The following is a 25,984-nucleotide window of genomic DNA, read 5'->3' on the forward strand; positions in this document are numbered from 1 at the left end:
ACAGGGTCAAGCAGGAAAAAGTAAAGTGGAAACTAAAAGGTACCTATGTGGTTTCCTGAGTTTCTGTTGCTGGAGGTTATATTTGTGGATGAAGTGAATCACTTGCGTATAGTGCAAGCAGCAGCGGAACTTTTTAATGCTAAAGGATACCGTAATGTCACACTAAGTGAACTGGCTGCGCGGCTTGGCATGAGTAAGAAAACGCTGTACTTGTACTTTAGCGGCAAGGAAGAAATAGCCGAGGCAGTGCTGGAGCAGACGATGCAGGCTATAGCCTGCAAAGTTGCCGAAGGTGCGGAGCGGAAGGGCAATCCGATACAAATTTTAGAGGATACTTTTGCGGCGATCAAACAAGAAATAATAAAGCTGAATCCTGTCTTCCTGGAGGATATTCAGAAATATATTCCTGGGATGTGGAAACGGCTTGAAGACTTTAGAGCCGGGCAGCTCCTATTCATTGAAGGTCTACTCAACCAAGCGCAGCAGTTGGGGTTAATTCGTGACCTGAACCCCAAATTAGTCTCAGCTATTATGCTGCAAAGCATCCAAACCTTCGTACGGCCTGATTTTGCAGCAAAGCATGGGGTTGCCATGGTAGAAGTTGCGGACACTCTGTTTTCTTTGTTTACCAAGGGGCTTCGGAAGGAGAATAACGAATAAGGAGCGTGTGCATGATGGATAGCTATGTGCTTGACTTCCAACAGATCGATAAAGCCAGCTTACCTCTTGTAGGGGGGAAAGGAGCCAACCTGGGGGAAATGACACGAGCGGGTTTTCCCGTTCCCGCCGGCTTTTGTGTAACCACAGGAGCGTTTCGTGCTTTTCTTGAACAAAGCGACGAAATGGAGGCGTTTTTCCTTAGCTTGGCGGCTGTAAAGGCTGATCAGCTGGATGAAATTGCAGCGCTGGGCCGTGGTATTCGCGAGCATCTGGTGACGGTTGCAGTCCCGGCTGAAGTGCTTGCAGCAATAATGGCCAGCTGGCGCCGATCCGGAGAGGCCCAAGCTTATGCTGTCCGATCCAGCGCAACCGCTGAGGATCTGCCTACGGCATCGTTTGCCGGACAACAGGACACGTACTTGAATGTACTGGGCGAGGAACAATTGCTTGAAGCTATTCGCAAATGTTGGGCATCCCTTTTTACCGACCGTGCGATTTCATACCGGGCGAAGAATGGCTTCGACCATCGAGCGGTGCTGTTATCTGTGGTTGTACAGCAGATGGTATTCCCCGAGGTGTCGGGTATTATGTTTACCGCTGACCCTATCAGCGGACATCGCGGCACGGTCTCCATTGATGCCGGCTTTGGGCTCGGAGAGGCCCTAGTGTCGGGCTTGGTTTCCGCTGACTTGTACCAAATACGTGCAGGTGAGATCTTTGCCAAGAAGATTGCAAAGAAAAAGCTTGCGATCTTTCCTCTGCCTGAAGGCGGCACTGTTACTCGACAATTACCGGAGGATAGGCAGGGTCAGCAAGCGTTGAGTGACCCGCAGATCCTTGAGCTGGCTGCCTTGGGAGAGAGGATTGAGAAGCATTATGGATCGGAACAGGATATTGAATGGTGTTATGCTGAGGGACGTACATATGTGGTTCAGAGCCGTCCGATTACATCCTTGTATCCTGTCCCGCAGATGAACGTTCCTGAGGGGGAATCCCCTCATATTCTCTTATCGTTCGGTCACCAGCAGATGATGACCGATGCCATGCGGCCACTCGCGCTATCGGTCCTGCGTACGATGATTCCTTTCGGCAAGGCTGCGGTTCGAGTGGAGAGCAGCTTCACGCAGTGCGCGGGAGGCAGAATGTTCCTCGATATAACGCAGCTGTTCACGCTGAAGCCTGCTCGACGTTTCTTCCCCAAGCTCTTGAGCGGTATTGATGAGCTTATAGGCATCGGAGTCGAGGAATTCGTGCAACGCGAGCCGTTCATTCGCAGCCTTCCGCGGCAAAAAGGCCTTAAGCGGGGAGCGCTGCGTCTGATTATGCCAATTGCCGGCAAGGCGATTCATAACCTGCTGTTCGCTGATACCTCGAGAGCCGTTCAAATCGTGAACGAATGGATGGCTGCAAGGCTGACGGAGGTCCGGACACAATTGACAGGTGTAGTCGGAGCTGAGCGGATCATGCGTGTGCAGGAGCAGGACGGGATGATGCTACGTTCGCTTCTTCGCAACGTGATAGCCTATCCATTGGCTGGCATCATATCGTTAGGGCTGATTAAGTCGCTGACAAAGAAATGGCTAGATGACACGAAGACGGTACATGTGCTGAATAAATCGCTGACTGGCAATGTTACCAGTGAGATGGGCCTCATGATCGGCGATTTGGCGGACACGGCAAGGCGTTATCCGCAGATTGCCGAGATCATTGGCCAAGCCGATAACGCGAACTTTCGCAGCAGCTTGCAGCAGGCCGATGGCGGAGACGAGTTTATTCGCCAGTGGGATCGATTTATGCAGCATTACGGCATGCGCTGTCCTGGCGAGATCGATATCACGCAATCGCGATGGAGTGAGGATGAGAGCTTGCTGCTTCCAGCGGTTCAAAGTCATATGCGAACGATGGAGGCAGGCGAGCACAGGGAGAGGTTCGCGCAAGGAGCGACCCAGGCAGACGAAGCCGCTCGTGAATTGATCGGACGAGTGCGTGCGCTGCCATTCGGATGGTTCAAGGCAAAGCTGATGTCTCGCTTGATCAAGGTGTTCCGCAATTTGATGGCTATTAGGGAGCATCCGAAATATTTGATGATGCAGACGTTTGGCCTTATTCGCCAGGCACTGATGGATGAAGCAAGGCTGCTGGTTGAAGCGGGAGTACTAAAGCATGAGGAAGATGTGTATTACCTGACCCTTGATGAGCTGCTGCAGCTAACACAAGGGGAGCCTCTTATTCGCTTGAGCTTGGATGAGAAGATAGCTGAGCGAAAGCGGGAATATGCACGCTTTCGGAATCTTACGCCGCCGCGCCTTATGACAAACGAAGGGGAAATTATCACCGGTCACCGCAAGCAGAAGGATGCGCCGGAAGGGGCTCTGCTCGGCACGCCTGTATCTGTCGGTGTCGTGGAAGGTTTCGCACGCGTGGTGCTTCGCCCAGAGGAAGCTAGACTGAACAAGGGTGAAATATTGATCGCACCGTTCACCGACCCGGGTTGGACGCCATTATTTCACTCGGCCATTGGCTTAGTGATGGAGGTCGGCGGGCTCATGACCCACGGTGCCGTAGTCGCCCGGGAGTATGGACTGCCCGCAGTCGTCGGGATCGATGGCGCCACGCAGCGGATTAAGGATGGCGACTATATTCGGCTCGACGGTACGCGAGGTTACGTGCTGATACTGAAGCGACAAGATTGAACATCCGGCTGTGTTAAGGGAACGCCTCCATAAGTACCTACCCATACTTACACGAGAGCGTATAACTTTAACGCAGCTGTAGCTCTCCGTGATCAGGAGAAAGAGTGTCTTTCCCTCAGCTCAAGCTGAACAAACAAGCCCATCGACTTCTCTGCCCAAATTATTCGTGTTAAGATGAAGGAAAGTATTGGACCAACGGAAGAGCCGTTAAGAATGGAGGCCGCAATGAAAGCTTTACAGAATAAAATAATTACAGAGGGAATTGTTTTAAGCGACCAAGTGTTGAAGGTGGACTCATTCCTCAACCATCAGGTTGATCCGGAGCTAATGCTGGGGATTGGACAAGCATTCGCTGCAAGATACGCCGATAGCGGAGTCACCAAGGTGCTCACACTCGAATCGTCCGGAATTGCCCCAGCCATCATGACCGCATTGACATTGAAAGTACCGCTCATCTTTGCCAGAAAACAAAAATCATTAACATTGAAAGATAATCTCTATGTTGAAACCGTATATTCGTTTACCAAACAGCAGCAGAATGAGATCACCATTTCAAAGAAATTTTTATCTGCAGGTGAGAAGGTTCTAATCATTGACGACTTTCTGGCGTACGGTGAAGCAGCTATTGGAATGGCACGTATTGTTGAAGCGGCAGGCGCGGAGGTAGCGGGAATTGGCATAGTGATCGAGAAATCGTTCCAGAATGGGGCGAATAAACTTAAAGAGTCCGGGTACCGGGTCGATTCCCTTGCTCGAATTGCGTCTTTATCCGCAGGAAAGATTGAATTTATAGAGGAATAGCAGCAAGGAACATCAACAACGGAGGAGCTTGGTCCTGATGGGGCTAAAGTTCCTTTTTGTTTATCAAAAGGGGATATTTTTGCTTCCTCTCGTATACAGCAGGCGCTAACACAAACAGACTTGTCTCTGAAGGGTAGCTTAAAGATTTTGCAAGGAAAAAGGGAGCAAGTCATAGGGGCAGAAGGGAAAGTACAATGACATCGAAAAATGTTTTAGTCACCTCATGCATGAAGTACTGCTTCAATAAGCCCTCTTGTTTAAAGCCCAGCTTTTCCAAAATTTTTAGAGACGCCGTATTGCCTGGTGCTACCTCAGCTTGAATTCTGTGAGCTCCTATTTGTTCAATGCCGAACCGGGTAACGACTCCCAAAGCTTCTGTCATGATGCCTCTGTTCCAATATCTGCTGGATAGCTCAAATCCGATATTGACCGGGAGAAGCGGTTTGTTGGCGAAGGTGCCTCGGATAGGCATGTACATGATAGTGCCGATCAAATGGTTGTTTGTATGCAGAGTAATCCCCCATGGGAGAAGCTGCTTGTTTTCAAATTGCTGATTCCATGATGCAATCAAGTCCTGCGCATGGTTGGGAGAGGAAGGACCGTACCAGTCGAGATATTTAGTGAGCTGAGGGTCGGAATAGATCCCATAAAGATCAGCGGCATCATCTGCCGTCATTTGTCTTAATAACAACCGATTTGTAGTAAGTGTTGGAAAAGAGGAGTAGTTCTCCATATGTAATAGACCGCGCTCTCGTTATGTGGTAGTAAAACCTATAACCGGATTGTAACCTATTAATATGAAAATAAGATGAACTCCACTTAAAAAAATAGGTGTGTGCTGCTGCGGATTTTTGGGGAAATTGGACGAGAAACCATTCCAAATGTAAGGTTTGTGAATAGGCTGGAGAAGAAATACTTCTATAAAGAGTACTCATAATCGATAACTTCAGACAAAAAGGAGTGGTTTGCTGTGGCAAAAGGTTTTGATTGTGCTACTCCATTGACAGCACAAACTGCAGCGGCTTTTCGTGCTGACGGGTATGAGTTCGTTTGTCGTTACCTGGTACCTAGCGGGGCGAAGCGGTTAACATCCAATGAAGTTACAGTAATCAGCCAAGAGGGTCTCCAAATCGTCTCCGTGTTTGAAACAACGGCGGCTCGAGCACTTGGCGGTCGAGCGGCCGGTCTGGCCGATGGAGCAACTGCTCTGGAGGTAGCGGCACAAATAGGGCAGCCTGAGGGCAGTACCATTTATTTTGCCGTTGATTTTGATGCCACCTCTGTCCAGATGCCAACGGTCATTGAATATGTACGGGCAGCCAGCGAGGCAACTCCCGCTTACAATACAGGGGTATACGGCTCTTATGCGGTTGTTGAGGCTGTAAGCTCCGCCCGCGCCTGCTCGCGCTTCTGGCAGACGTATGCGTGGAGCGGAGGCAAACAATCCGCCGCGAACAACATCTATCAATACCAAAATGACATAATTGTAAATGGAATCGCTGTTGACTTGGATGAGTCTTACGGCAGCGAAGGCTGGTGGAGTCTTGGCTCGGATAACGGAGGGGGTGAAGATACGATGCTTGATCCAGGTGTAGCCCAAACGATTATCAACACGTGGATTTCCCCGGCGTGGTTTGAAGCACAAGATCAGGAGCAGAAGGATTATCTGCACTGGCTGGCTAATCAGCTTCGGATTGCATCCGGTCAATCGCCGGATTAAATGGGATTAACCTGTACCCGAGTGGAAGCGGGTACAGGTTCCCCCTTTTTTATAGAGCCGGATGGAGAAGTGAAACTGTTGTCTTCGTTTCCGACACAGTTAACCAGATTGAAGATTTGAGCGGGATTTATCATTTGGAGTGCAATTCCAATTTCACGAAATTTTATATGCAAAACTTAACCTTAATTATGGTAATCTGGACTAAAGGTTCCCTGATAAAGCTGTAGGGTTACTAATATCTGAAGGAGGTTATTGCGTATGAAACTTCGCTGTGCAATTCTTGATGACTACCAGCATGCCGCTCAGACCATGGCGGATTGGACATCTATCTCTGACAGGGTAGAGATTGAGACCTTTCATCAGCATCTGGATAATGAGGATGAGCTTGTTGGTGTGATCCATGATTTTGACATCATTATAATCATGCGTGAACGAACTCCTTTTCGGGCGCAGCTTCTGGCCCGTCTGCCTCGTTTGAAGCTGCTTATCACAACGGGCATGCGAAATGCATCGATTGATCTGGCAGCGGCTGCTTCGCATGGAGTGGACGTATGCGGCACTTCGGGCGGCGGCGATCCTACCACAGAGCTTACCTGGGCTCTGATCCTGGGGCTTTGCCGCAATATTGTGCAGGAGCACAATGCGATTCGGTCGAACGGCCCGTGGCAGAGTTCAATCGGGTCCGACCTACGTGGCAAACGGCTCGGATTGCTGGGGCTTGGTAAGCTTGGCGGGAATGTGGCGCGTATTGGACAGGCCTTCGGGATGGAAGTAATAGCCTGGAGCCAAAATTTAACCAAAGAGCGAGCGGAAGAAGTTGGCGTTCAGCTGGCTTCATCCAAAGAAGAGGTGCTGGAAAGCAGCGACATTGTTTCCATTCATCTTGTGCTCAGCGAACGGACGAGAGGCTTGCTCGGTGCTGAGGAGCTCCGCATGATGCGTCCATCCGCTTATTTGATTAATACATCCCGCGCTCCAATTGTGGATCAAACCGCCCTTGTAGAAGCTCTCCAAAACCAGTGGATAGCAGGTGCGGGTCTAGATGTGTTTGAGATAGAGCCATTGCCCGCGGATAGCGCATTTCGTCAACTTCCTAATGTTCTGACCACTCCGCATCTTGGATATGTATCACGAGCGAACTATCAAACTTATTATCGGGAAGCTGTGGAGGATATAGAGGCTTTTTTATCCGGTTCACCGATTCGGAAGCTGTCTTAATTTTATGTACAGCCAATAAATATGAATGTATATGTTTTGGGGTGAGCGAAGCTTACCCCTTTTTCCAATTTTCAGTAAGGTAGAGTATAGACTAACGGAACGTAAATGCTCTATTGTTTGAAAACCGATCCTATTTTATGAAGTCACGGAACTACGATGCGTTATTCCGACTTTAATAGACAGAAATGCCATATTTTAAGCAAATAAGAGATCCTAGTTCCGTTTCAATTGAATACTAGCGCTAAAACAATGAAATAGCGCACCTCACATCCTTCGGTTGGAACCCCACACCGGATTTCTCACGCACACACGTAAGAGTTGGCACATAAAAGGACCGTGAAGTTCATTCCTGACGGTTTTTCTAAAAATTGCCGCGTATTTTCACTATCACTATAGGGTGCCTAATTAGACTCATCCGGTTGCCCGAGTTTTTGTTGCAAGGAATACGCCATCCGTCACTTGGTAATTCTAAAGTAGAATCGGGGTGAACAGGATGGCGGCAGTGTGGGCCTGGAACGTCATATGGTGTGCAATAATGATATCGCTGCTCTACAAATTCGTAGATTGGCGGGATATTCGCAAGGTTTGGGTTGGTTTTTTGGCTATGCAAACGATCACGTGGAGTGTGGGCATTACACTGGTGAATTCCCATCTGGTGGAGTATCCTGTACGCTTGTTTCCCGGCGCGACACACCAAAACTTTGTGACAGGATATTTTATTTATCCATCTCTTAGCGTTCTGTTTAATCAATATTTTCCTCGTATTGGCAGGGTGAAGCAGTTTTTTTATACATTCGCATACGCTGGGACTGCGGCTTTCTGGGATTATATAATGTCCGCGTATACAAATATAGAGAATCATTTGAATTGGAATCCAGTTAAGCAGTTCTTGATATTATTCATTGGATTACTTGCATGCAGATGGTTTGTGGCCTGGATGTTCAAACAGCATTTTCCAGACAGGGGTTTAGACGATGCGGGATATTAATCGTTTATTAGAAGCCGCGGTTTGGGTGGTTTCTGCGTTACTTCTCCTGTTTTTTGTTCCAAAGAAGAAATACCGAGAAGCATGGATTAGCTTCTTTATTATGCAGCTGCCTACATGGTTACTAGGTTTATTTGTCGTGCAGCTTGGGCTAATCGAGTACCCGAGCCGGTTTATGGCAGATGGGACGAACACTAGTTTTACATATGAATTTTTTGCGTTGCCGGTCATCAGTATTATTTATAATTTGCATTATCCATCTGACAGGGGAGCCGGATTACGATTAGGCTATGTTCTCTTGTATGCCAGCGTGTTAACGGGTATGGAAATTATTATCGAAGCCTATACGGATCTTGTTGAATATATACATTGGAATTGGTTGTATACATGGGTAAGTGTACTGCTTACCCTACAAGGGTCCTATTGGTTTTATGTCTGGTTTACAAAAGGAGCGGGGAAGGTTAAGCCTCTGTAAAAAAAGTCCCCATTGGGGACTTGAAAGAGAACTTAAGGAATAGTAGCTGTTATTAATTAGTACGTAATATTTACCGTACGCGTCGGTTCGATATAATCCACTTTTGCCCCCAGCACTTCGGCTAGCAGTCGAACCGGCACCATAGTATTTTCCCCAATCAGCCTGGCAGGCGTTGTTGTTGAACGAACCTCCCCATTTACCATATAAGAATCTTTCGTTGTATACAGCGTAACCTTCAAGCTTCCTTTCGTATAGACAGCCGCGCGTTGGGCTTCATCCCAATCCACGCTGGCTCCCAGGGCCGCTGCAAGATCGCGGATATACAGATAAGAGAAACCTTCAGTGATAACAGGAGTTCTTTTCATTGGGAAGCTAATGCCATCCACCTGATAGCTGCTGCTATCGAGCCCGAAGCTGGCTGTGCGCATCATAGGGGCTACTGAAACGAAATACTTTTTGTAATTCGCCGCATTTTGATGCAGCTTCTTTTTGCCGACCTGGTAAGCGGGCTCTGTTGAGAAATCCCACTCTTTATCTTCAGTTACCGTACTTCCGTCCTTCTTGGTTACCTGCAGCTTCAGCTTTACATAATACCTCGAATCGGCCAGGAGCGGCTTGCGCGGCATTATTATAACGGCATTGTCTAAATTTTTATCGTTATCTGGCGTATTTACAAGAGTTTCCACAGGCTGCTTCTTGCTATCCAGCAGCTCCGAGCTGATCAGCTTGACATTTTTTACTGAAGAGCCGTAATACTGGGCCATGATCGGGTATCCGACAGGGAAAGCTTCGTTCGGATGAATGCTCAACGGGTCAGGAGATTCATTGCCCTCAAAGGTTGTTGGTACATAGCGGTCTCCTTCCGCAGGAGAGACGACAAGCTGTGGGCCTGCATCGGGTTCGAGCCCGAATTCTATGATGGTATAATTGCCCGTTTTACCAATTCCCACTTCTTTTATATAAGGGTTCAAAAAAGGATTTCTATGGTAAGGAGCATCGAATAAGGCATCGATAGCTTCATCATTAGTACCGGTTATATAAGCTGCATCTTCACCCACTGCCTTAGTAAACCCAAAATAAGCAGCACGTTCCAGTGGTGTTATGCCAATAAAGGCGGTTTTGTCAGAGTCTTGGGTATGAAGACTTTCTTGGCTTGCTTGGCTCTGCTTAACCTTGTTAATGTCCAAATAATTGGAATGAGCAGTGGCACTTGCGCTCAGCTGTTCGTTGAAATTAAAAGCTGGGAGTCCGTGAAGGACCCGGTAATCATTAATTATAGTAAGTGTGCTCAGTTGATCCGGTGTGGCGGCAGCAAATTGCTTGATCGCATCCTTGGCGACATTGAAGGTCCATGATTTCTCTAAAGTCTCATAACCTGCAAACTTGATAGCGATCCGAACGGTATAAGGACCAGGTGCCAGATCTTTGGATGGAGTATGAGTAAATATAGAATTTACAGCATCATAGGATACCGCCACGCTTTGACCGTTCAAATACATGGAGTACGATGAAGGCTGGGTATTCGTATCGCTTTTGAAATAAAAGGAAAGAGTCGGCTTTGTGACGCCAACGGTTTGTTTGGGAACTCCCTCATAGCTATAAGAGAACGCATCTGCTTGTTGTGCCGGAAGTGCAAGGCTGGCGCACCAAATCAGGAGCGTTAATGGAAACAGCAACAAATAATGGCTTAAACGTCTGGCTCGGTTCATTGATCTAATCTCCTCACTTATTTATTGACCCCTGTCTTTAAACATACACTAAATTTCAACAAAAGGCGCGTGAATTCCTTCTTTAAAATGTTTCCAATGGTTGTTCAAGGTCAACTTGTGAATTGTGTGTCATTTATATTGACATTTACATAACATAAATGTACAGTGGATAAAATATAATTTTAGGCATGAGGATCAAACGCAAATTGGATATGAACTAAGGGAGGGGAAGTCAATGTTATATGACAGAATTACAGATGTTATGCAAAAAATCCCCAAGGTTGATCTTCATTTACACCTGGACGGCTGTGTGAAGCCCGAAACGATTATGATCCTCGCAGAGGAGCAAGGTATTTCGCTTCCGGTTAGCGACAAGGAGCGGCTCCTTCCTTATTTGCAAGTGGCTGAGAATTGCAGCAGTCTTACACAGTATTTAAGTAAATTTGATTTTACAGTTCCTTTTCTACAAACGGCTGATGCTTTGCGGAGGGTCGCTTATGAGGCTGTTGAGCAATCGGCCGGACACTATTGCAAGTATATCGAGGTGAGATTCGCACCCCAGCTTCATAGAAACAAAGGACTGACTGTAGATGAGGCGATCTATTGGGTCATTGAAGGCTTGAAGCAGGGGGAGCGAAGGTTTGGTGTCAAAGCTCGTGTGATTGCCATATGTATGAGGAACCATTCGGAGCAGGCTAACAAGGAAGTTATTGAGGCCGCGGTGAATTACATCGGCAACGGTCTCGTAGCTGTCGATTTGGCAGGAGATGAAGCTTCTTATCCTGCGGAAAATTTCCGCGGAACCTTTGCGCTGGCAAGGAGGTTGGATATTCCAATAACGATCCATGCCGGAGAGGCGGCGGGCCCAGGCAATATATACGAAGCGATCACCCATCTGGGGGCCGTGAGAATTGGACATGGGGTAAGGGTGCAGGAGAATCCGGCTATTATGGATATTATTAAAGAGAGAAGAATCCCTCTCGAATTATGCCCGGTCAGTAATATACAGACGAAGGCAGTGAGCGATTGGGATGCCTATCCAATTAGACAGTACTTCGACCAAGGCTTGGTATTGACTATTAATACAGACAATCCGACTGTATCCGGCACGAATATTACGGAGGAATACAGGATTATTACTGAAAAGTTCGGCTTCACCGTGCCTGATCTTATTACACTCGTAATGAATGGAGTGGAAGCTTCCTTCCTGGAAGCCAATGAGAAGCGATCGCTCAGGCTGGAGTTCGAGCAGCTGATAGGAGAGCTGTAGTGCGAACAAATAGGCTTAATTCCAGTGGGCTTCTTAGTTCACCTTCCCATCGACAGCTCCTCGTTCCTAATTAAATAAACCTGGCCGCTAATAGGGTCAGGTTTATTTAATTTACTGCATTGTTAGCCGCGATGGCCTGCTGCGGGTACGTAAGAGTGATGCTCGTGGCGCACCCGGGCTTGCTAAGGATGCGCAGCAGCGAAGCTGGTCCGTACTGCAGGGATAGCCGCTTGCTCGTGTTAGAAAGTCCGACATGATCGGACTGCATCGACTCTGACAGGAAGGATGCGCGGATTTGCTCAAGCCGCTCCTTCGGTATACCCGTTCCGTTGTCAAGAATGGTCACTTGCAGGGTGGTTCCTTTCAAGCGGCATTTCACCTTAATCCGCAGGAATTCGCGGCTCTCCAAGCCATAGTGGATACTGTTCTCAATAAGCGGCTGGAGACTGATTTTAATTACGTGGCAAGCCTCGGCTCCCTCTTGAATATCCCATAGTACATCGAACCTGCCTGGGAACCGGGAGTGTTGAATGTCGATGAAGCTTTGGACATGAGCTATTTCCATATTTAATGGAACCAGGTCATCTTTGGAACGCACGGCATACTCCATAAGATCGCTTAGCTGTTCGATCATTCGGCAAGCATCGTTAGGGCCGCCTGTCAGTTGAAGTGTTTTCCAATATATAGAATGCAGAGTGTTATAAAGAAAATGCGGATTCATTTGCGACTGTAAAGCTTTAAGCTCCAGCAGTTCCATCTTTGCTTTCCGTTCGGAGAGCTGGATTTTTACATACTTGTGCTCTAGAAATGTTTCCAAAATCGATTTGATGATCCACTCGTATACATCATTGATTTTGGATGGAATATCCGGCATAGGCTGTGCGGGACGGTCTGCAGATTCCAGTATACTCGCGATTTGTACAATTTGCCGATAATTTCTCCGAGTGATCCACAGAGCATACACGGAGCTTAGCAGCAGTGAGAACAAGGATAAGATGACTGTCATATACACGATCGTGCGCGGCAAGCTGTACAAGGAATCCTTGGGCACGACAGAAATCAGATTCCACTGCAGACGGGGAACCTGCTTCACGTTAATCAGGTTATCCGCATATTCAAATCGGCTAAGTGACGCATTCCCATCTTGGCTGCCCTCTCTTAACGGAAGGGGAATATACTGGGTGAAGCCGCTGGATTTCATAATGGGCTCTCCGTCTTTGTCCGCAATATAGAAATACCGCCCAGGCAATTCGTTGAAATAATCGAACAATGCTTCAAAGTAGGAAGGGAGAACATTCATGATGATCAGCCCTTTATGATAACCGGGATATCCGTAGGAGAACGGCTTGTAAATAGTCACGAGATGATTGGATTGATGGTCAAACCCATAAGCATCGATTTTCCTGACCTCAGTAATCATCTCTTCCTTGCGAGAACGGAGGTCGCTGTAACGCTCAAACCATGAGGTATCATCGGAACGATTAATTTGGGTAAGTCCATCGCGCGAGCTTAACACCCGGTTATACGGATTTTCATAATACACAGATATGGAGTGAATAAACGGCTTCGAGTTAGCAGGCACATCCAGTACGTTTTTTAAGTAGAATAGCGCTTCCATATCTTCGTAAGAAAAGGAGGGTGCCGACAGAAGACTTTTCAGCTTCAATGTAATTTTAGGATCTTTATCAAAAGAAAGGCTTAAGGAATCCAGCTCCGAGGATATCACCTGCGCAAGCTCGTTTAATTGGTTTAATTGGTTAGCATTGCTCTGCTCTACATTGTAGCGGATATATTGATTAGTAATAACAATAGTTAAGGTCCCTAATATAAACAAAGGGATAAAGCAAGGAATTAAAATCCTCATTAAATGACTGACGAAAAACTTGCGCCGCAAAGCCGAATCAATGAGGGGAAGCTGGAAAGTGCCCTTCATGCCGATATTGCCCCGGCGTTTTGCCATAAAACTGCTTGAAAGACCGGATAAAATTTTTCGCATTCGCATACCCCACCATTTCACTAACCTCAAAGGCTTTAAAGCGGCGGTCCTTTAACAGAACGGCTGCTTTTTTCATTTTGACAGATTGGACATATTCAGAAAATTTGCAGCCTGTCATCTTCTTAAAGTAGGCGCTGACATAAGTAGGATTCATATGCACATGCTTGGCGGACTCCTCCAAGGTTACGGTCCGATATTCCATTTCGATGAAGCTGATTATTTTTTGGATAACAGGATCATCCTGCCCTTCCAGAATTAACTCATTATGCTCCAGCGGCATATCCGAGTTTGAATGCTTGGCTTCCTGATCCAGCTCTATTTTCAACTCGGTTAAGACTGTGAAAATATCATTGAATTTGGCAGGCTTCACTAAATAGTGGCTAACGCCGCAGTTGATAGCTTGACGTGCATATTCAAAATCGCGCAGACCACTGAGCAGAACGATTCGGATGGGAAGCTTGCGGTTCGCAATTTCTTTGGCCAGCTCGATCCCATTCATCACAGGCATTTTAATATCACAAAGCAATACATCAACAGGCTGCTGAAGGATATATTTAAGTGCTTCCATTCCATTGCTGCGTTCTGCCTCGACCCTGAAACCTAGCTGCTCCCAAGGAAAACAGCTGCATAAGGTACTCCTGGTTTCCGCTTCATCATCAACAACCAATAGCTTATACATAGTTATCACCCTCTATCATTATACAAAATTCAAAAAACAAAAGTAAACGGACTTTTTAAAAGAGAAAACAAAGGTATTTTCTAAAGAAATGATACCTTTTCCCAAATAAACAGGAATCTGGAAGCGCTTTACATAAGGAACGACCCTTTTTTCTATAGATGAATCGTGTTACTTTGTTAGAGGCGCCAGTAAAAATAAACGTATTGGGGGATGTAAGATGATAAAAAAACCGCGTTTAGTAGCAGGAATGCTTCTGCTGTCGATGGCTTGGTTGACTGCTTGCTCGGGAGGCTCGGGTACAGCGGGGAATACAAACAGCTCAACAGCAGGAGAAACGAAAACGGATACAAAGGCGGAAGCCAAACAAACGACGCTCCGTTTTGCCTGGTGGGGGAATGATCCGAGGCACAAGGCTACTTTGGCTGCCATCGATGCCTATATGAAATTGAATCCACATGTGAAGATTGAAGCCGAATATATGGGCTTTGATGGATATAACAAAAAGCTGTCAACCCAGTTCGCGGGTAAAACAGCTCCTGACTTGTTCCAGTACACCTATGAGTGGACCTTGGATTTGAGCGACTTTTTGCTTGATTTGAATACAGTGAAAAATATTGTGGATATGTCCACGCTGCCAGCTGATACGCTGAAAGCATTCGGCTCCTATAAGGATCGGCAGATTATGGCTCCGGCAGGGATGTTTGCTTCTACAACCATAACGAATCAAGACTTTCTTCAAAAGTTTGGCATCCCAGCCGATACGGTCTGGACCTGGGATAAGATCATCGAGGAAGGCAAAAAGATTCATGAAAAGGATAAGAATGCATACCTGCTGACAGCGGATATTGATGTTATTAATAAAGTTATTCTGCAACCGTATATCATGCAAAAATCCGGCAAGGGCTGGGTCAACGATGACTTTACAGCAGGCTTTGACAAAGCTCAGCTGACAGAGGGTCTGACTTATCTGTCGAATTTGTACAGCAGCGGCGCGATGGAGCCTTTCGGCGACAGTACGGCTTTCGTCGGCAAGATGGAGCAGAATCCGAAGTGGGTCAAAGGTGAGATCGGCATGCTGCTCGATTATGTGCAGTCGTTGGATAAATATAAGCAGGCGGTACCTAACGCCAAGATCGGCGTAGGAGCTTTCCCGGAAAATCCGGGAGCCGCGCAGTCCGGCAACCCGATGGTGGCGGGAACAGGCTTCGCCATTGCCAAAGATAGCAAGAACAAGGAAGAAGCCGCGAAATTTTTAAACTGGCTTGTCAATGATAAAGACGCTTCGATGCTCTTAACTACACAACGTGGAATACCGGCTTCGTCAACCGCCCGCAAAGCGTTGGAGGATTCCGGCAAGCTGAATCCGGACATTTCCAAGGGCTTGGATTTGGCAGCGAAGAAGAAGGCGGTAGCGCCTAATGTGATAAGCACCAATGCAGAGCTGGCACAGATTGTGAAGGACTCGATTCAGAAGCTGATCTATAACAAAGCAACGCCTGAGCAGGCAGCGGACGAAATTCTCAAAGGGTTCAACGCGAAGCTGAAGGAACTGAAATCATAATTGTACATGGTTATAAAGTTACAGAGAGTGCCGCCTGATTCGGGCGTCACTCTTTTTAAAAGATGTAAAGGAAAGGATAAACCGACTTGAAAAAGATAACGAGTGCGCATGCATGGTGGGGTTTGCTATTTGTGTCTCCGTGGATTATTGGCTTTATTTGGTTTCAGCTCTATCCGCTTTTGCTTTCTTTCTATTACTCTTTTACCGATGCCACGGTTGTGAAGCCGGGTAAGTTTATTGGCTTGGCCAACTACAGCAAAATGCTGACGACAGATAAGGACTTTCTGCCTTCATTGAATGTTACGCTCATATACTCCATTATTGCAGTTCCAGCGAAGCTGGCTTTTGCCTTACTAATTGCTGTTATTTTAAATATGAAAAGCAAAGCGGTCAATTTCTACCGTACTATTTATTATTTGCCTTCAATTCTGGGCGGCAGTGTGGCCATCTCTATTCTATGGCGCTTCCTTTTTATGAAAGAAGGAGTAGTTAATAACGTACTTGGTTATTTACATATTCCGCCGATCAACTGGTTGGGAAGCCCGACTGTAGCTCTAGGCACCATCAGCTTGCTGGTGGTTTGGCAGTTCGGATCCTCCATGGTCCTTTTCTTGGCCGGCTTAAAGCAAATCCCAGGGGAGCTTTATGAGGCGGCCATGGTTGATGGGGCAGGCAAGCTGCGAATGTTCAGGCAGATCACGCTTCCGCTCTTAACTCCGATCATTCTTTTTAATTTAGTGATGCAAACAATTAATGCGCTGCAGGAGTTTACTGCTGCCTTCGTTGTAACGAACGGAGGTCCGTTGAAAGCGACCTACCTGCTCGGATTAAAAATATACGACGAGGCTTTCCTCAACATGAAGATGGGATACGCTTCCGCATTATCCTGGTTTTTATTCGCAATCATCCTATTGCTGACTCTGCTGATATTCCGTTCGGCCAGATCATGGGTGCACTATGAAGATGGGGGGAAAAACTAATGAGCATGCCGACACCTTCAGCTTTCCCTGAGATAACTAAGAAACGTAAACAAATGGTTATGAATAAAAAGTGGATGACTCATCTGTTTCTGCTGCTGTTAGGCTGGGTGATGGTGTATCCGTTGATATGGTTGTTCTTCAGCTCCTTCAAAACCAATGCGGATCTGTTCGGCTCCTTGCAGCTGCTGCCGCAACATTTCGTATGGGATTCCTATGCCAAAGGTTGGGCGGGGACGGGGCAGTATTCATATGGGACGTTCTTTAAAAATACGTTTCTGCTTGTTGTGCCAACCGCGTTCTTTACGGTCTTATCCAGTGTGCTTGTTGCTTATGGCTTTGCACGCTTTACATTTCCTCTGCGCAACTTTATGTTTATTCTAATGATATCAACGTTGATGCTGCCGCATTCGGTTATCATTATTCCAAGGTATTTGATCTTCCGCAACCTGGACTGGCTTGACAGCTATTTACCATTTATTGTTCCGGCTGCCTTCGGCTGCTTTCCTTTCTTTATCTTTATGCTAGTGCAGTTTCTTCGTGGGCTGCCTAAGGAACTCGATGAATCGGCGGTTATGGACGGCTGCAGCCCTCCGGGTATTTTGTTCCGCATTTTGCTGCCGTTAAGCTTTCCTGCACTTATGTCGGCCGCAATTTTTCAATTCATATGGACATGGAATGATTTCTTTAACTCGTTAATTTTTATCAACAGCGTCAAAAAGTTTCCGATTTCGCTTGCCCTGCGCATGTCCATAGACTCGACGGGAGGCACGGTGGAGTGGAATCAGATTATGGCGATGTCGGTTCTCGCTGTACTTCCGCCGGTATTGCTGTTTTTCTTCTCTCAGCGGTATTTTGTAGAAGGAATTGCAACTACAGGTATTAAGGGATAAGGAACATTGAAGTGATAGGTCTGAGGGGACAATTGACTTCTCAGGATTATTTGGGGAAAGGTAAAGGTGAAGCATAATGAGTAATGGAAAAACGAAGAAGCAGCCGAATGTAATTGTATTTTTTACAGACCAGCAGCGGTGGGATACGATGGGGCTTCACGGCAATCCGCTGAATTTGACCCCGAACCTGGATCGTATGGCCATGAACGGAACTCATGTGCCTTATGCATTCACCTGCCAGCCGGTTTGCGGTCCGGCACGTTCATGCCTGCAAACCGGATTATATGCAACGGAAACGGGCTGCTTCACCAACGGAATTCCAATGCGCGAGGATGCGGGCACTATTGCTCGCGCTTTTAACGATTCAGGATACGAGACCGCCTATATGGGCAAATGGCATTTGGCGAATACACGGACAGAGCCGGTGCCGGTAGAGAAGCGGGGAGGCTATCAGCGCTGGCTTGCGGCCGATTCCCTGGAGCATACCTCGGATGCTTACCGGACAGTGCTGTATAACGAAGAGAATGAGCGGGTAGAGCTGCCCGGCTACCGAGTTGACGCCTTGACTGACGCGGCAATCCGGTATGTCGCAGATCAGCGCGGGAAAGAGCGTCCGTTTTTCCTGTTTATTTCCTATTTGGAGCCTCACCATCAGAATCATCGGGATGATTATCCTTCGCCGGATGCGTATCGGGGCAGCTATACAGGTCGGTATGTACCGCCTGATCTTGCTGCACTAGGGGGTACGGCGCACCAGCATCTGGATGGCTACTATGGGATGGTCAAACGCCTTGATGAAGCGCTCGGCCGCTTGATGGACGCGCTGAAAAGCCTTAATCTTGCTGATAATACGATTATCGCCTTTACCTCGGATCATGGCTGTCACTTTAAAACTCGCAACAGCGAGTACAAGCGCTCCTGCCATGAAAGCTCCATTCGTGTGCCGATGGCCTTTACCGGCCCTGGGTTCAGCGACGGAGGAAGCGTGCGGGAGCTGGTCAGTCTCATCGACCTTCCGCCCACACTGCTGGATGCCGCTGGCATTGCTGTGCCGCAGCAGATGCAAGGGCGTTCCCTGCTTCCGCTGCTTCGCGGCGGAAGCTCGAATGGCGCCGCTGAGACAGAGTGGCCGCGGGAGGTGTTCGTGCAGATCAGCGAATCGCAGGTGGCACGTGCCATCCGTACAGGCAGATGGAAGTACGGCGTGACGGCTCCTGAGCGGAATCCAATCAAAGATGCAGGCTCCTCTGAGTATGTGGAGGAATTTTTATACGATCTCATGGCGGATCCTTACGAGCTGTCGAACCTGGTAGATTCGGAGTCGCATGAAGCGGTAAGAATACGGCTTAGGGAGCGTCTGATCTCCCGTATGACTGAGGCGGGGGAGGAAGCTCCAGCTATTGTACCGCTTCCGATGAAGCCTTCTGGGCAGCGTCTTGTACTGCCTGAGGAAATTGAGCTGTAGTCGTTGTGGGAGGACTTCCGCCCGCGTGCAGAATGGATTATGTTCGGACAAATAAAGAAATGATCCAATAAGGAGAGCACGAGTATGAAAAGATTCATGTTCCGGACCCAGCTGAGAAACGGGCACGAAGAAGCAGGTCTATTGCGGCTGGCTGAATTGCAAGAGGATGCTCGCGAGCTTGTTCGTGATGGGGCCATCATGACCATCGGCTGCTACAAGTGGATGAGAAATCTGTTTTTATATTATGAATGCATCGGGCGGGACATCGCCCCTGAGGACATGTTTGGCGGCTTGCAGGAGCATTTGGAGGACTGGCCGGGGACACAGCAGATGAGAAAATGGATTCTTATGACAGACGTATTTCATTTTAACGAACCGGCAAGTTATGATCACTGGCTTCGTAAGGAATCGGTTGAACGACGTGTGGGCAGAGTGGCTCATCTGAAGCCTGAGATGATCAGCAGCTACATCTATTATCATTATCAGCTGCAGGAGGAGCGGGCATTTCTAGGGGATAAGTATGAAATTATAGCGATTCATGAAAATCTGTTGTTCGGCTATCAGGAGTTTCCCAAAGTTATTGAGGACCCGGTTCTCCCCAAGAAGCTGAGCACCTCCGGCACTCCGGTGAATTGGAATGACTCCAGGATGGATCTGCATTTCCAGCCATGGGAGGACGGACATTTGTATTTTAAGCCGATTGATGAAGTATTCACGATTTATTGTGGAGATGAAGCGCTTAAGAAAAAATAGGCAGCTACAAGGAGAATGCTTGAAATATAGGGGAAGCAAGCTTGTGTAAAAGGAGATGTCCAGCGTTGTTTATCAATATTCGCGATTTTGGAGCTGTAGGGGATGCAGTCACCAAGGATACAAAAAGCATTCAAGCTGCAATCGATCACTGTGCATTGCAAGGCGGGGGCACCGTACTTATACCGCAAGGCCAATTCTTATCCGGAACTTTGCTATTAAAATCCAATGTGAATCTTCATTTGGATGCAGCGGCTATCATCGTGAGCAGCCTGGAGGAGCAGGACTTCGTACCGGTCGATTCCGATGGACAGGCGCTTAGCGAAGGCCAAGGAAGCAGCGCGCTGCTCTGCGCCCGGCATGCCGAGCGGATCTCCGTCACAGGGATGGGGATGATTAACGGCCGAGGTGAATTGTTCCTGGAGCCGGAGAAACAGGATGGCGATTATGTACTGCTGCCGATATCGGCTTTTCGCCCCAAAATGATTGATTTTGAAGGCTGTACCGATGTGCTGTTCCGGGATGTTACTCTGCATAGAGCTTCCTCATGGGGACTTCATATGACGGGATGCCAACGAGTTACGATTCAAGGGATTAAGATTATGGGCCAGCTGCGTGCCCCCAATAATGACGGTATTGATCCCGATTGCTGCAAGGACGTCCATATTTCGGATTGCCACATCGAGACCGGAGACGACTGTATTGTAGTAAAAACGACCCAGTATGGTGCCGAACGCTACGGGCCCTGCGAGAACATTACGATAACCAACTGTACGTTGACCACCCATGATTCCGCTGTGAAAATAGGCACCGAAACTCATGCGGATATCCGCAATATAGTGGTGCAAAATTGCGTCATTCGCGATTCCAACCGGGGACTCGGAATATGGGTCCGGGATGGCGCGACCGTTGAGAACATTTTATTCTCGAACACTGTGATTGAAACGAGGCTGTTCAGCGATGAAGCTGAGATCGCAAGGCCGCTTAGATGGTGGGGCAAAAGCGAGCCGATATTTATTACCGCTGAACGGCGTAGTGAGAAGCATGCGGCCCCGGGAACCATTCGAAACATCCGGATTGATCATTTGAGCGTGGAAAGTGAAGGCGGCATTTATCTGGAGGGGTCCGAGGACAGTGTTATCGAGGACATTTCTATTCGTGGTCTCAAGCTGATCATGCGCCGTAAAAGCGGATACCCGGGAGGTTTATTTGATACTCAGCCGTCGATCCGCGGAGTATTCAAGCACGATGTTCCGGCTGTGTTTTGCCGGTATGCCAAAAATGTATCGTTCGATGGTATCGAGGTTGTCTGGGCTGGTGTGCCGAACCAGCATTGGTCTCATGCTTTTTCTGGAGAAAGCATTGATCGGTTATCGCTTAAGGGTTTCCGCGGTGGACCTGCACAGCCTGGCAGCTCGGCAGTCGAATTAAAAGAAGTCAGAGAGCTGTCTGTAGAAGGCTGCAAAGCTGAAGAAGGAACAGGCGCCTTCCTGTCATTGGAGCAGGTAAATCCTGACCAATTGTTTGTAGTCGGAAATGATTTCTCCAAGGCGGAGAGCGCTGTTTGCTTTATGGACGGGTCAGAGCCGGAATATTTTGCCGCTGCTAATCGGATGCCTCAGTAATCAGAAATTTTAGTTGTGGGATACCTTTGACATGGTAGAATATAGGAGAATGCTAAATGTCATGAGAGGGATGATACCATGTTTGGCAAAGTGGCGGCGGATATTTTAGGATTGAGTGATTTAGGCAGTGTGATTAAACGGGAAAATTACGACAAGGTGGATTCTGATGATTATGTCATGCATGAAGATGGTGAGAAGATTTTTTTCCTCATTAAGTCTAAATCGGATGAATATTGCTTCACCAACCAAGCTCTGATTCATCTGGATGGTACGAGTGCTATTAGTAAAAAGCGTTCGCTTCGCCGTTACAGCTACAGCTCCTACCATCTTTCCGATGTAAGCCTTGAGACCGCAGGTACCATCGACTTGGATGTGGAAATTAAATTTACATTAGGCTCTATTGCGTATTCCATTGATGTTCACAAAAAACATCTCGAAGAAATCAAAGACCTGTACAAAGCACTCATCAAAATTGCCGAAATATCCCGTGAAAATGAAATTAGCTTAGCCCATGCTAAGGAAAGCTTGGATACCGCTTCTGGAGTATTGAGCCAAATCACTAAATATCAAGGCAATATAACGGAGCAGTTCAAGGAATTGAATCAAGCTACGTTCTCTTGGCTTACGGATACTCGGAAGCAATACCATGTCAAGGACTTTGGTTTTGTGTTTGAACGTTATATTAACAATTAAAATATAAGAAAAAGCCACGTCCTGCATTGGAATGAAGAGTGCACACCTTACCTTACTTACATGAGAGCATAGGATCATTAAACGTACTCCATGACTATGGCACTAAGCGCCAAAACAGAGGGCATAAAGGAACTAGCTGTTCCGTTATACCTCTGCTTTTTGTGCTTTTCAGGTGATAGAGGAACAAGTGCTTTCGCTATTGTCCTTCATTTCGTAGATGCAGCTCTGCTACTCACCAGCACACCTGATTTCCTTGCGGATTCAGCTTCTGAGATCGAAATGTATGTTGCTAGATGTAGTCAGTGCTTCCACTTGTAGAAAATGGGGATGAGTGGAGGCTCGCAAAAATTGAATTACAATTACTGCCCTACCGAAATTTCCTGCAGCGTGGTATGATAGGGATTTGTGTCATAGACAACAAGAATATGGGAGTGCATAAGCTTGATCAAGTCGGAAAAAACAATTTATTTAATTCTAGCTCTGGTCGTAATCTCTTGGGGTTTAAATATTGTAATGGTCAAGTATCTTACAGCATCCATCTCACCTATGATGGTCGCCGCTATAAGGATGCCCTTGGCGGGTCTTGCACTGCTTCCATTTGTATGGAAAAAGTACGGCTTCTATAAGCCGAATGCCAAGGAATGGCTAATGCTGTCTTTGATAGGCGTCACATCGATTTTCTTTCATCAGCTTTTTTTGGCATATGGAGTTACTACGACTACAGCAACTAATGCTTCCCTCATACTTGGATTAAATCCGCTTACTACAGCGCTGTTGGCATCTATTTTTGTCGGTGAAAAGTTCAATTATAAATTAGGTTTAGGTATATTGTTTGGTTTTTCGGGTGTGATATTGGTGGTTACATCCAAGTCTGCAGACAGCTCGCTTGCTGTTTCCGGCTGGGGAGATATGATCATGTTTCTTTCGATGCTGGCCTACGTGATAGGGGGTCTGCTTATTAAGAAAATTTCCTCCTCTACGATTCCAACCCTTGTAGTCACTGCTTATTCTACTATCATTGGGGGAATTATGCTGAATCTGGGCACTGTTGCAGTTATGGGACCTGCTTCGTATGCAGATGTGCAGTTTACGACGGCAGCATGGCTAGTTATGCTTCTGTCAGCCTGGGGGGCTTCCTCACTCGGTACATTAGGCTGGAATCATGGTATCAAGCGACTAGGAGCTAACCGCACCGCGATGTTTATTAATGCTATGCCTTTTGCAAGTATGGTTGGAGGAGTTATTTTTCTGAATGAGCGAATCGGCTGGATTCATGTGGCAGCTTTTACGCTTACGACAGTTGGTATTGTGATTGGAACGTTGAAGCCGAGAGGTCGGGAGCTTCCTGTTAAGGCGGCTGAGTCCGCTCATTCGTAATATACGACATTATTTTATCCATTAATAAAAATACCTTCATTTTCTGCATCCCTATTATGTGGTACACTGAAAAGGATTTGGGGCTAATGACCCATTCTTGTTTAGAATCCACAGCAACGAAGCTGGTTTTGTTTAATCAAAACGATAGAAGGCACGTTCATAAATAGGGAGGGCGTTGTATTCATGAAAATTAGAGATGTAATAGGCCCAGCAGCAGCAATTGTAGCACCTTATCTTTTATTTGAATATTTGAAAGCGCATCCTAATCTTGATATTCTGCTATCGCTGCCTAGAGGGCATTTTTACATTGTCAGCTTGGTTGCCATTCTGTCTACTATAATTGCTATTGCTGTAGGGATATCGGGAAACCGTGTGCGAAACATCAAAGTATGCTTTTTATCGCTGGCATTCATTTCGTTGGCTGAAGTATTCTCCGTTCACGGGTTATCCACTCCAAACTTTCTAATACATGCATCCCATTTGCCGGGTGTTGCCTCACAGGTAAGCCTTTTGCTTGCCACCTTCTGGTTATGGATGTCTTCTTTATCATCCGATTCGTTGTTAATTTTGTGGTTATCGCGCTGGAAAGGCAATTTAATACCGGTTTGGACTGTTGTTCTTGGTCTTATTGGTATCACTGGACTGCTGTTCCCTCATATGCTCGATTTAATTCCTCTGGATCGTAATCCCTTGAGATGGGTAGCTACCGGAGTTATTGTTGTGCTCAATTCGATGACAATGTACCGGTATTTTCAATCGTATCGATTCTCTCGCTTCCCACTTCAAACCGCTATTATTTATAGCTGCGGATGGCTTATTGTTGCTCAGTTCATTATTGTCTTGGGTGAAACCTGGCGGCTCAGCTGGTGGCTTTACCACCTGCTCTTACTGGCATCTATGATCGTAATGCTGGCTGGGTTATGGAAGCAATATGGGGTGAGCCGGTCTTTAACCATGTCTGTCCGAGCCCTATTCACCAATGATCCGTTGGAGCGGATTACCAGCTGCCTGTCCCCAAGTGTGAGAGCCTTGGTCTTGGCAACTGAGGTGAAGGACACCTATACCGCGGGTCATAACCTGAGAGTCACTCTGTATGCCTTAAGGCTGGGGGAAGAAATGCAGCTGTCACCCGAACAGCTTCGCGCACTATCACAAGGCACCATTGTACATGATGTAGGCAAAATCAATATCCCGGACGCGATTCTTAATAAACCGGGACGGCTTACGCCGGATGAACGGGCGATTATTGAGCAGCACCCGCGCAAGGGCTACGAAATGTGCAGGACGCTCGGATTTATGAAAGAAGAGCTTGAGATTATTCGTTCACATCACGAAAAATGGGACGGCACGGGCTATCCTGATCGTCTTAAGGGGGAGCAAATCCCCTTGTTGGCAAGAATCGTGGCCGTATCGGACGTATACGATGCCCTCACTTCTACCCGTTCGTATCGTAAGGCTTGGACGCATACGGAAGCCATCGACTTTCTTAACGAGCATAGCAATACTCATTTTGATTCAGCCTGCGTAGATGCTTGGAAGCGGATATGCGATCGTGATCCACAAGTGTACCGTTATCCGCTGCATATGATTAGCGATAACAAAAGCAATTATTTGCGCCCGGCTGCTTCTGAAGATGCCAATGTATCCTAGTGAGAGCTTAGTAGGGACTATTGAAATCGTACATAGTTGGTGTGGGTATTTAATTCATTTTACAAGGACTGTCGGAATTCTGCGACAGTCTTTTTTTTGGCAGAGAATTTATATGTCATTTTCATCCAGCATATGGACATGAATGCCGTTGACGAACGGAACGTCAATGCTCTATTGATTGAAAACCCATCCCATTTCATGAAGTTGCGGAACTACGATTCGTTATTCCGACTTTCATAGACGGAAATGCGATATTTTAAATAAATAAGTGATCCTAGTTCCGTTTCACTCGATTAATAACGCTAAAACAAGGAAATAGCGCACCTCACTTCCTTAAGTGAATGATTGGCAGCGCTAAAGGGGATGAGGACATGGGTGTGGGATGGAGGTGTGATAGCGTCCACCCTGGTCGTCACCTCTGGTGACTGCTCGGGTATGCAACCTACCGTTGAAGTTCGGGTTCCTACCGCTATAAAACATAAATTCAAAGGAACACGACTTCAACAGCGGCCGGAAATCCCACATCCATCCCTCCTAAACGCACAAACGTAAAGGTACACCAAGGACGCCGCAAGGCGCTTTTTTTGTTATCTATGATTTTGGCAACTCAAGACATTCGTTGATGCATCGGTTTACCTAACATCATCTGATTAAGCAGCTGAGGTTGTATCGCTCTTTTGGGGCAATGTTGCTTTATGTAAGTACCCAAAAGTTGCTTCGGCCCGCTGGGAATATATGCATCAATTAGGTAAATTATCGCCATACTAATCAAAAGTAGTAGACCAGC

Annotated in this window: 21 protein-coding genes; 17 read left to right on the plus strand and 4 right to left on the minus strand. The window is 47.0% G+C overall.

All coding sequences use genetic code 11. From position 1 onward, the window contains the following. The first annotated feature begins 84 nt into the window (after positions 1-84). From NV381_RS21300 to NV381_RS21310, 3 genes are all read left to right on the plus strand, one after another. The gene (locus NV381_RS21300) at positions 85-660 is read left to right on the plus strand and encodes a TetR/AcrR family transcriptional regulator (protein ID WP_258215298.1); all 576 of its coding nucleotides are present in this window, start codon (positions 85-87) and stop codon (positions 658-660) included. Between the two features lie 11 nt (positions 661-671). After that, entirely contained in the window at positions 672-3,353 is a 2,682-nt protein-coding gene (locus tag NV381_RS21305; protein WP_258215299.1) for a phosphoenolpyruvate synthase, read from the plus strand. A 225-nt stretch (positions 3,354-3,578) separates the two neighbouring features. Next, a complete protein-coding gene (locus tag NV381_RS21310) occupies positions 3,579-4,154 on the plus strand; it encodes a xanthine phosphoribosyltransferase (RefSeq protein ID WP_258215300.1) in 576 nt (191 codons plus the stop codon). Positions 4,155-4,323: 169 nt separating this feature from the next. Here NV381_RS21310 and NV381_RS21315 read toward each other — a convergent pair whose 3' ends face one another. Next, positions 4,324-4,887, minus strand: a complete 564-nt coding sequence (locus tag NV381_RS21315) for a GNAT family N-acetyltransferase (protein ID WP_258215301.1) — start codon at positions 4,885-4,887, stop codon at positions 4,324-4,326. Positions 4,888-5,124: 237 nt separating this feature from the next. On the opposite strand from NV381_RS21315, the gene NV381_RS21320 reads away from it, so the two are divergent. The 4 genes from NV381_RS21320 (at position 5,125) to NV381_RS21335 (ending at position 8,552) form a co-directional block, all read left to right on the plus strand. Continuing rightward, positions 5,125-5,874, plus strand: coding sequence for a DUF1906 domain-containing protein (locus NV381_RS21320; RefSeq protein ID WP_258215302.1), 750 nt, complete (start codon positions 5,125-5,127; stop codon positions 5,872-5,874). Between the two features lie 258 nt (positions 5,875-6,132). After that, a complete protein-coding gene (locus NV381_RS21325) occupies positions 6,133-7,092 on the plus strand; it encodes a D-2-hydroxyacid dehydrogenase family protein (RefSeq protein ID WP_258215303.1) in 960 nt (319 codons plus the stop codon). Between the two features lie 493 nt (positions 7,093-7,585). Further along, positions 7,586-8,080, plus strand: a complete 495-nt coding sequence (locus NV381_RS21330; protein WP_258215304.1) for a CBO0543 family protein — start codon at positions 7,586-7,588, stop codon at positions 8,078-8,080. Further along, on the plus strand, positions 8,067-8,552 hold the full coding sequence (locus NV381_RS21335) for a CBO0543 family protein (RefSeq protein WP_258215305.1): 486 nt from the start codon (positions 8,067-8,069) through the stop codon (positions 8,550-8,552). The genes NV381_RS21330 and NV381_RS21335 overlap by 14 nt, the downstream gene beginning before the upstream one ends. A gap of 56 nt (positions 8,553-8,608) precedes the next feature. On the opposite strand, the gene NV381_RS21340 is transcribed toward NV381_RS21335, so the two are convergent. Then, positions 8,609-10,261 (minus strand): stalk domain-containing protein, encoded by a 1,653-nt coding sequence (locus NV381_RS21340; protein WP_258215306.1) that lies wholly within the window; start codon positions 10,259-10,261, stop codon positions 8,609-8,611. A gap of 235 nt (positions 10,262-10,496) precedes the next feature. Between NV381_RS21340 and add the strand changes: the two genes are divergently transcribed. Further along, positions 10,497-11,531 (plus strand): adenosine deaminase, encoded by a 1,035-nt coding sequence (add, locus tag NV381_RS21345; protein ID WP_258215307.1) that lies wholly within the window; start codon positions 10,497-10,499, stop codon positions 11,529-11,531. A gap of 106 nt (positions 11,532-11,637) precedes the next feature. Here the strand turns inward: add and NV381_RS21350 are convergent, their stop codons facing one another. Both NV381_RS21350 and NV381_RS21355 read right to left on the minus strand, forming a co-directional pair. Beyond that, positions 11,638-13,527: a sensor histidine kinase gene (locus NV381_RS21350; protein ID WP_258215308.1), complete on the minus strand. Its 1,890-nt coding sequence runs from the start codon at positions 13,525-13,527 to the stop codon at positions 11,638-11,640. Beyond that, the gene (locus NV381_RS21355) at positions 13,433-14,206 is read right to left on the minus strand and encodes a response regulator transcription factor (protein ID WP_258215309.1); all 774 of its coding nucleotides are present in this window, start codon (positions 14,204-14,206) and stop codon (positions 13,433-13,435) included. Before NV381_RS21355 ends, NV381_RS21350 begins: the two co-directional genes overlap by 95 nt. A gap of 217 nt (positions 14,207-14,423) precedes the next feature. Between NV381_RS21355 and NV381_RS21360 the strand changes: the two genes are divergently transcribed. From NV381_RS21360 to NV381_RS21400, 9 genes are all read left to right on the plus strand, one after another. Then, a complete protein-coding gene (locus NV381_RS21360; RefSeq protein ID WP_258215310.1) occupies positions 14,424-15,767 on the plus strand; it encodes an ABC transporter substrate-binding protein in 1,344 nt (447 codons plus the stop codon). An 86-nt stretch (positions 15,768-15,853) separates the two neighbouring features. After that, complete coding sequence (locus tag NV381_RS21365; protein ID WP_258215311.1) at positions 15,854-16,747, plus strand: carbohydrate ABC transporter permease; 894 nt, start codon at positions 15,854-15,856, stop codon at positions 16,745-16,747. Continuing rightward, positions 16,747-17,637, plus strand: a complete 891-nt coding sequence (locus NV381_RS21370) for a carbohydrate ABC transporter permease (RefSeq protein ID WP_258215312.1) — start codon at positions 16,747-16,749, stop codon at positions 17,635-17,637. Before NV381_RS21365 ends, NV381_RS21370 begins: the two co-directional genes overlap by 1 nt. Positions 17,638-17,713: 76 nt before the next feature. Beyond that, entirely contained in the window at positions 17,714-19,102 is a 1,389-nt protein-coding gene (locus NV381_RS21375; RefSeq protein WP_258215313.1) for a sulfatase-like hydrolase/transferase, read from the plus strand. An 84-nt stretch (positions 19,103-19,186) separates the two neighbouring features. Beyond that, positions 19,187-19,855: a hypothetical protein gene (locus NV381_RS21380; protein ID WP_258215314.1), complete on the plus strand. Its 669-nt coding sequence runs from the start codon at positions 19,187-19,189 to the stop codon at positions 19,853-19,855. Positions 19,856-19,920: 65 nt separating this feature from the next. After that, positions 19,921-21,477, plus strand: a complete 1,557-nt coding sequence (locus tag NV381_RS21385; RefSeq protein ID WP_258215315.1) for a glycoside hydrolase family 28 protein — start codon at positions 19,921-19,923, stop codon at positions 21,475-21,477. 78 nt (positions 21,478-21,555) lie between these two features. After that, positions 21,556-22,170, plus strand: coding sequence for a PH domain-containing protein (locus NV381_RS21390; RefSeq protein WP_258215316.1), 615 nt, complete (start codon positions 21,556-21,558; stop codon positions 22,168-22,170). 441 nt (positions 22,171-22,611) lie between these two features. Next, a complete protein-coding gene (locus NV381_RS21395) occupies positions 22,612-23,547 on the plus strand; it encodes a DMT family transporter (RefSeq protein ID WP_258215317.1) in 936 nt (311 codons plus the stop codon). 183 nt (positions 23,548-23,730) lie between these two features. Further along, on the plus strand, positions 23,731-25,197 hold the full coding sequence (locus NV381_RS21400; RefSeq protein WP_258215318.1) for an HD-GYP domain-containing protein: 1,467 nt from the start codon (positions 23,731-23,733) through the stop codon (positions 25,195-25,197). Positions 25,198-25,984 lie beyond the last annotated feature (787 nt).

The organism is Paenibacillus radicis (ex Xue et al. 2023) (genome assembly GCF_024722015.1).
Lineage (GTDB): Bacteria > Bacillota > Bacilli > Paenibacillales > NBRC-103111 > Paenibacillus_S.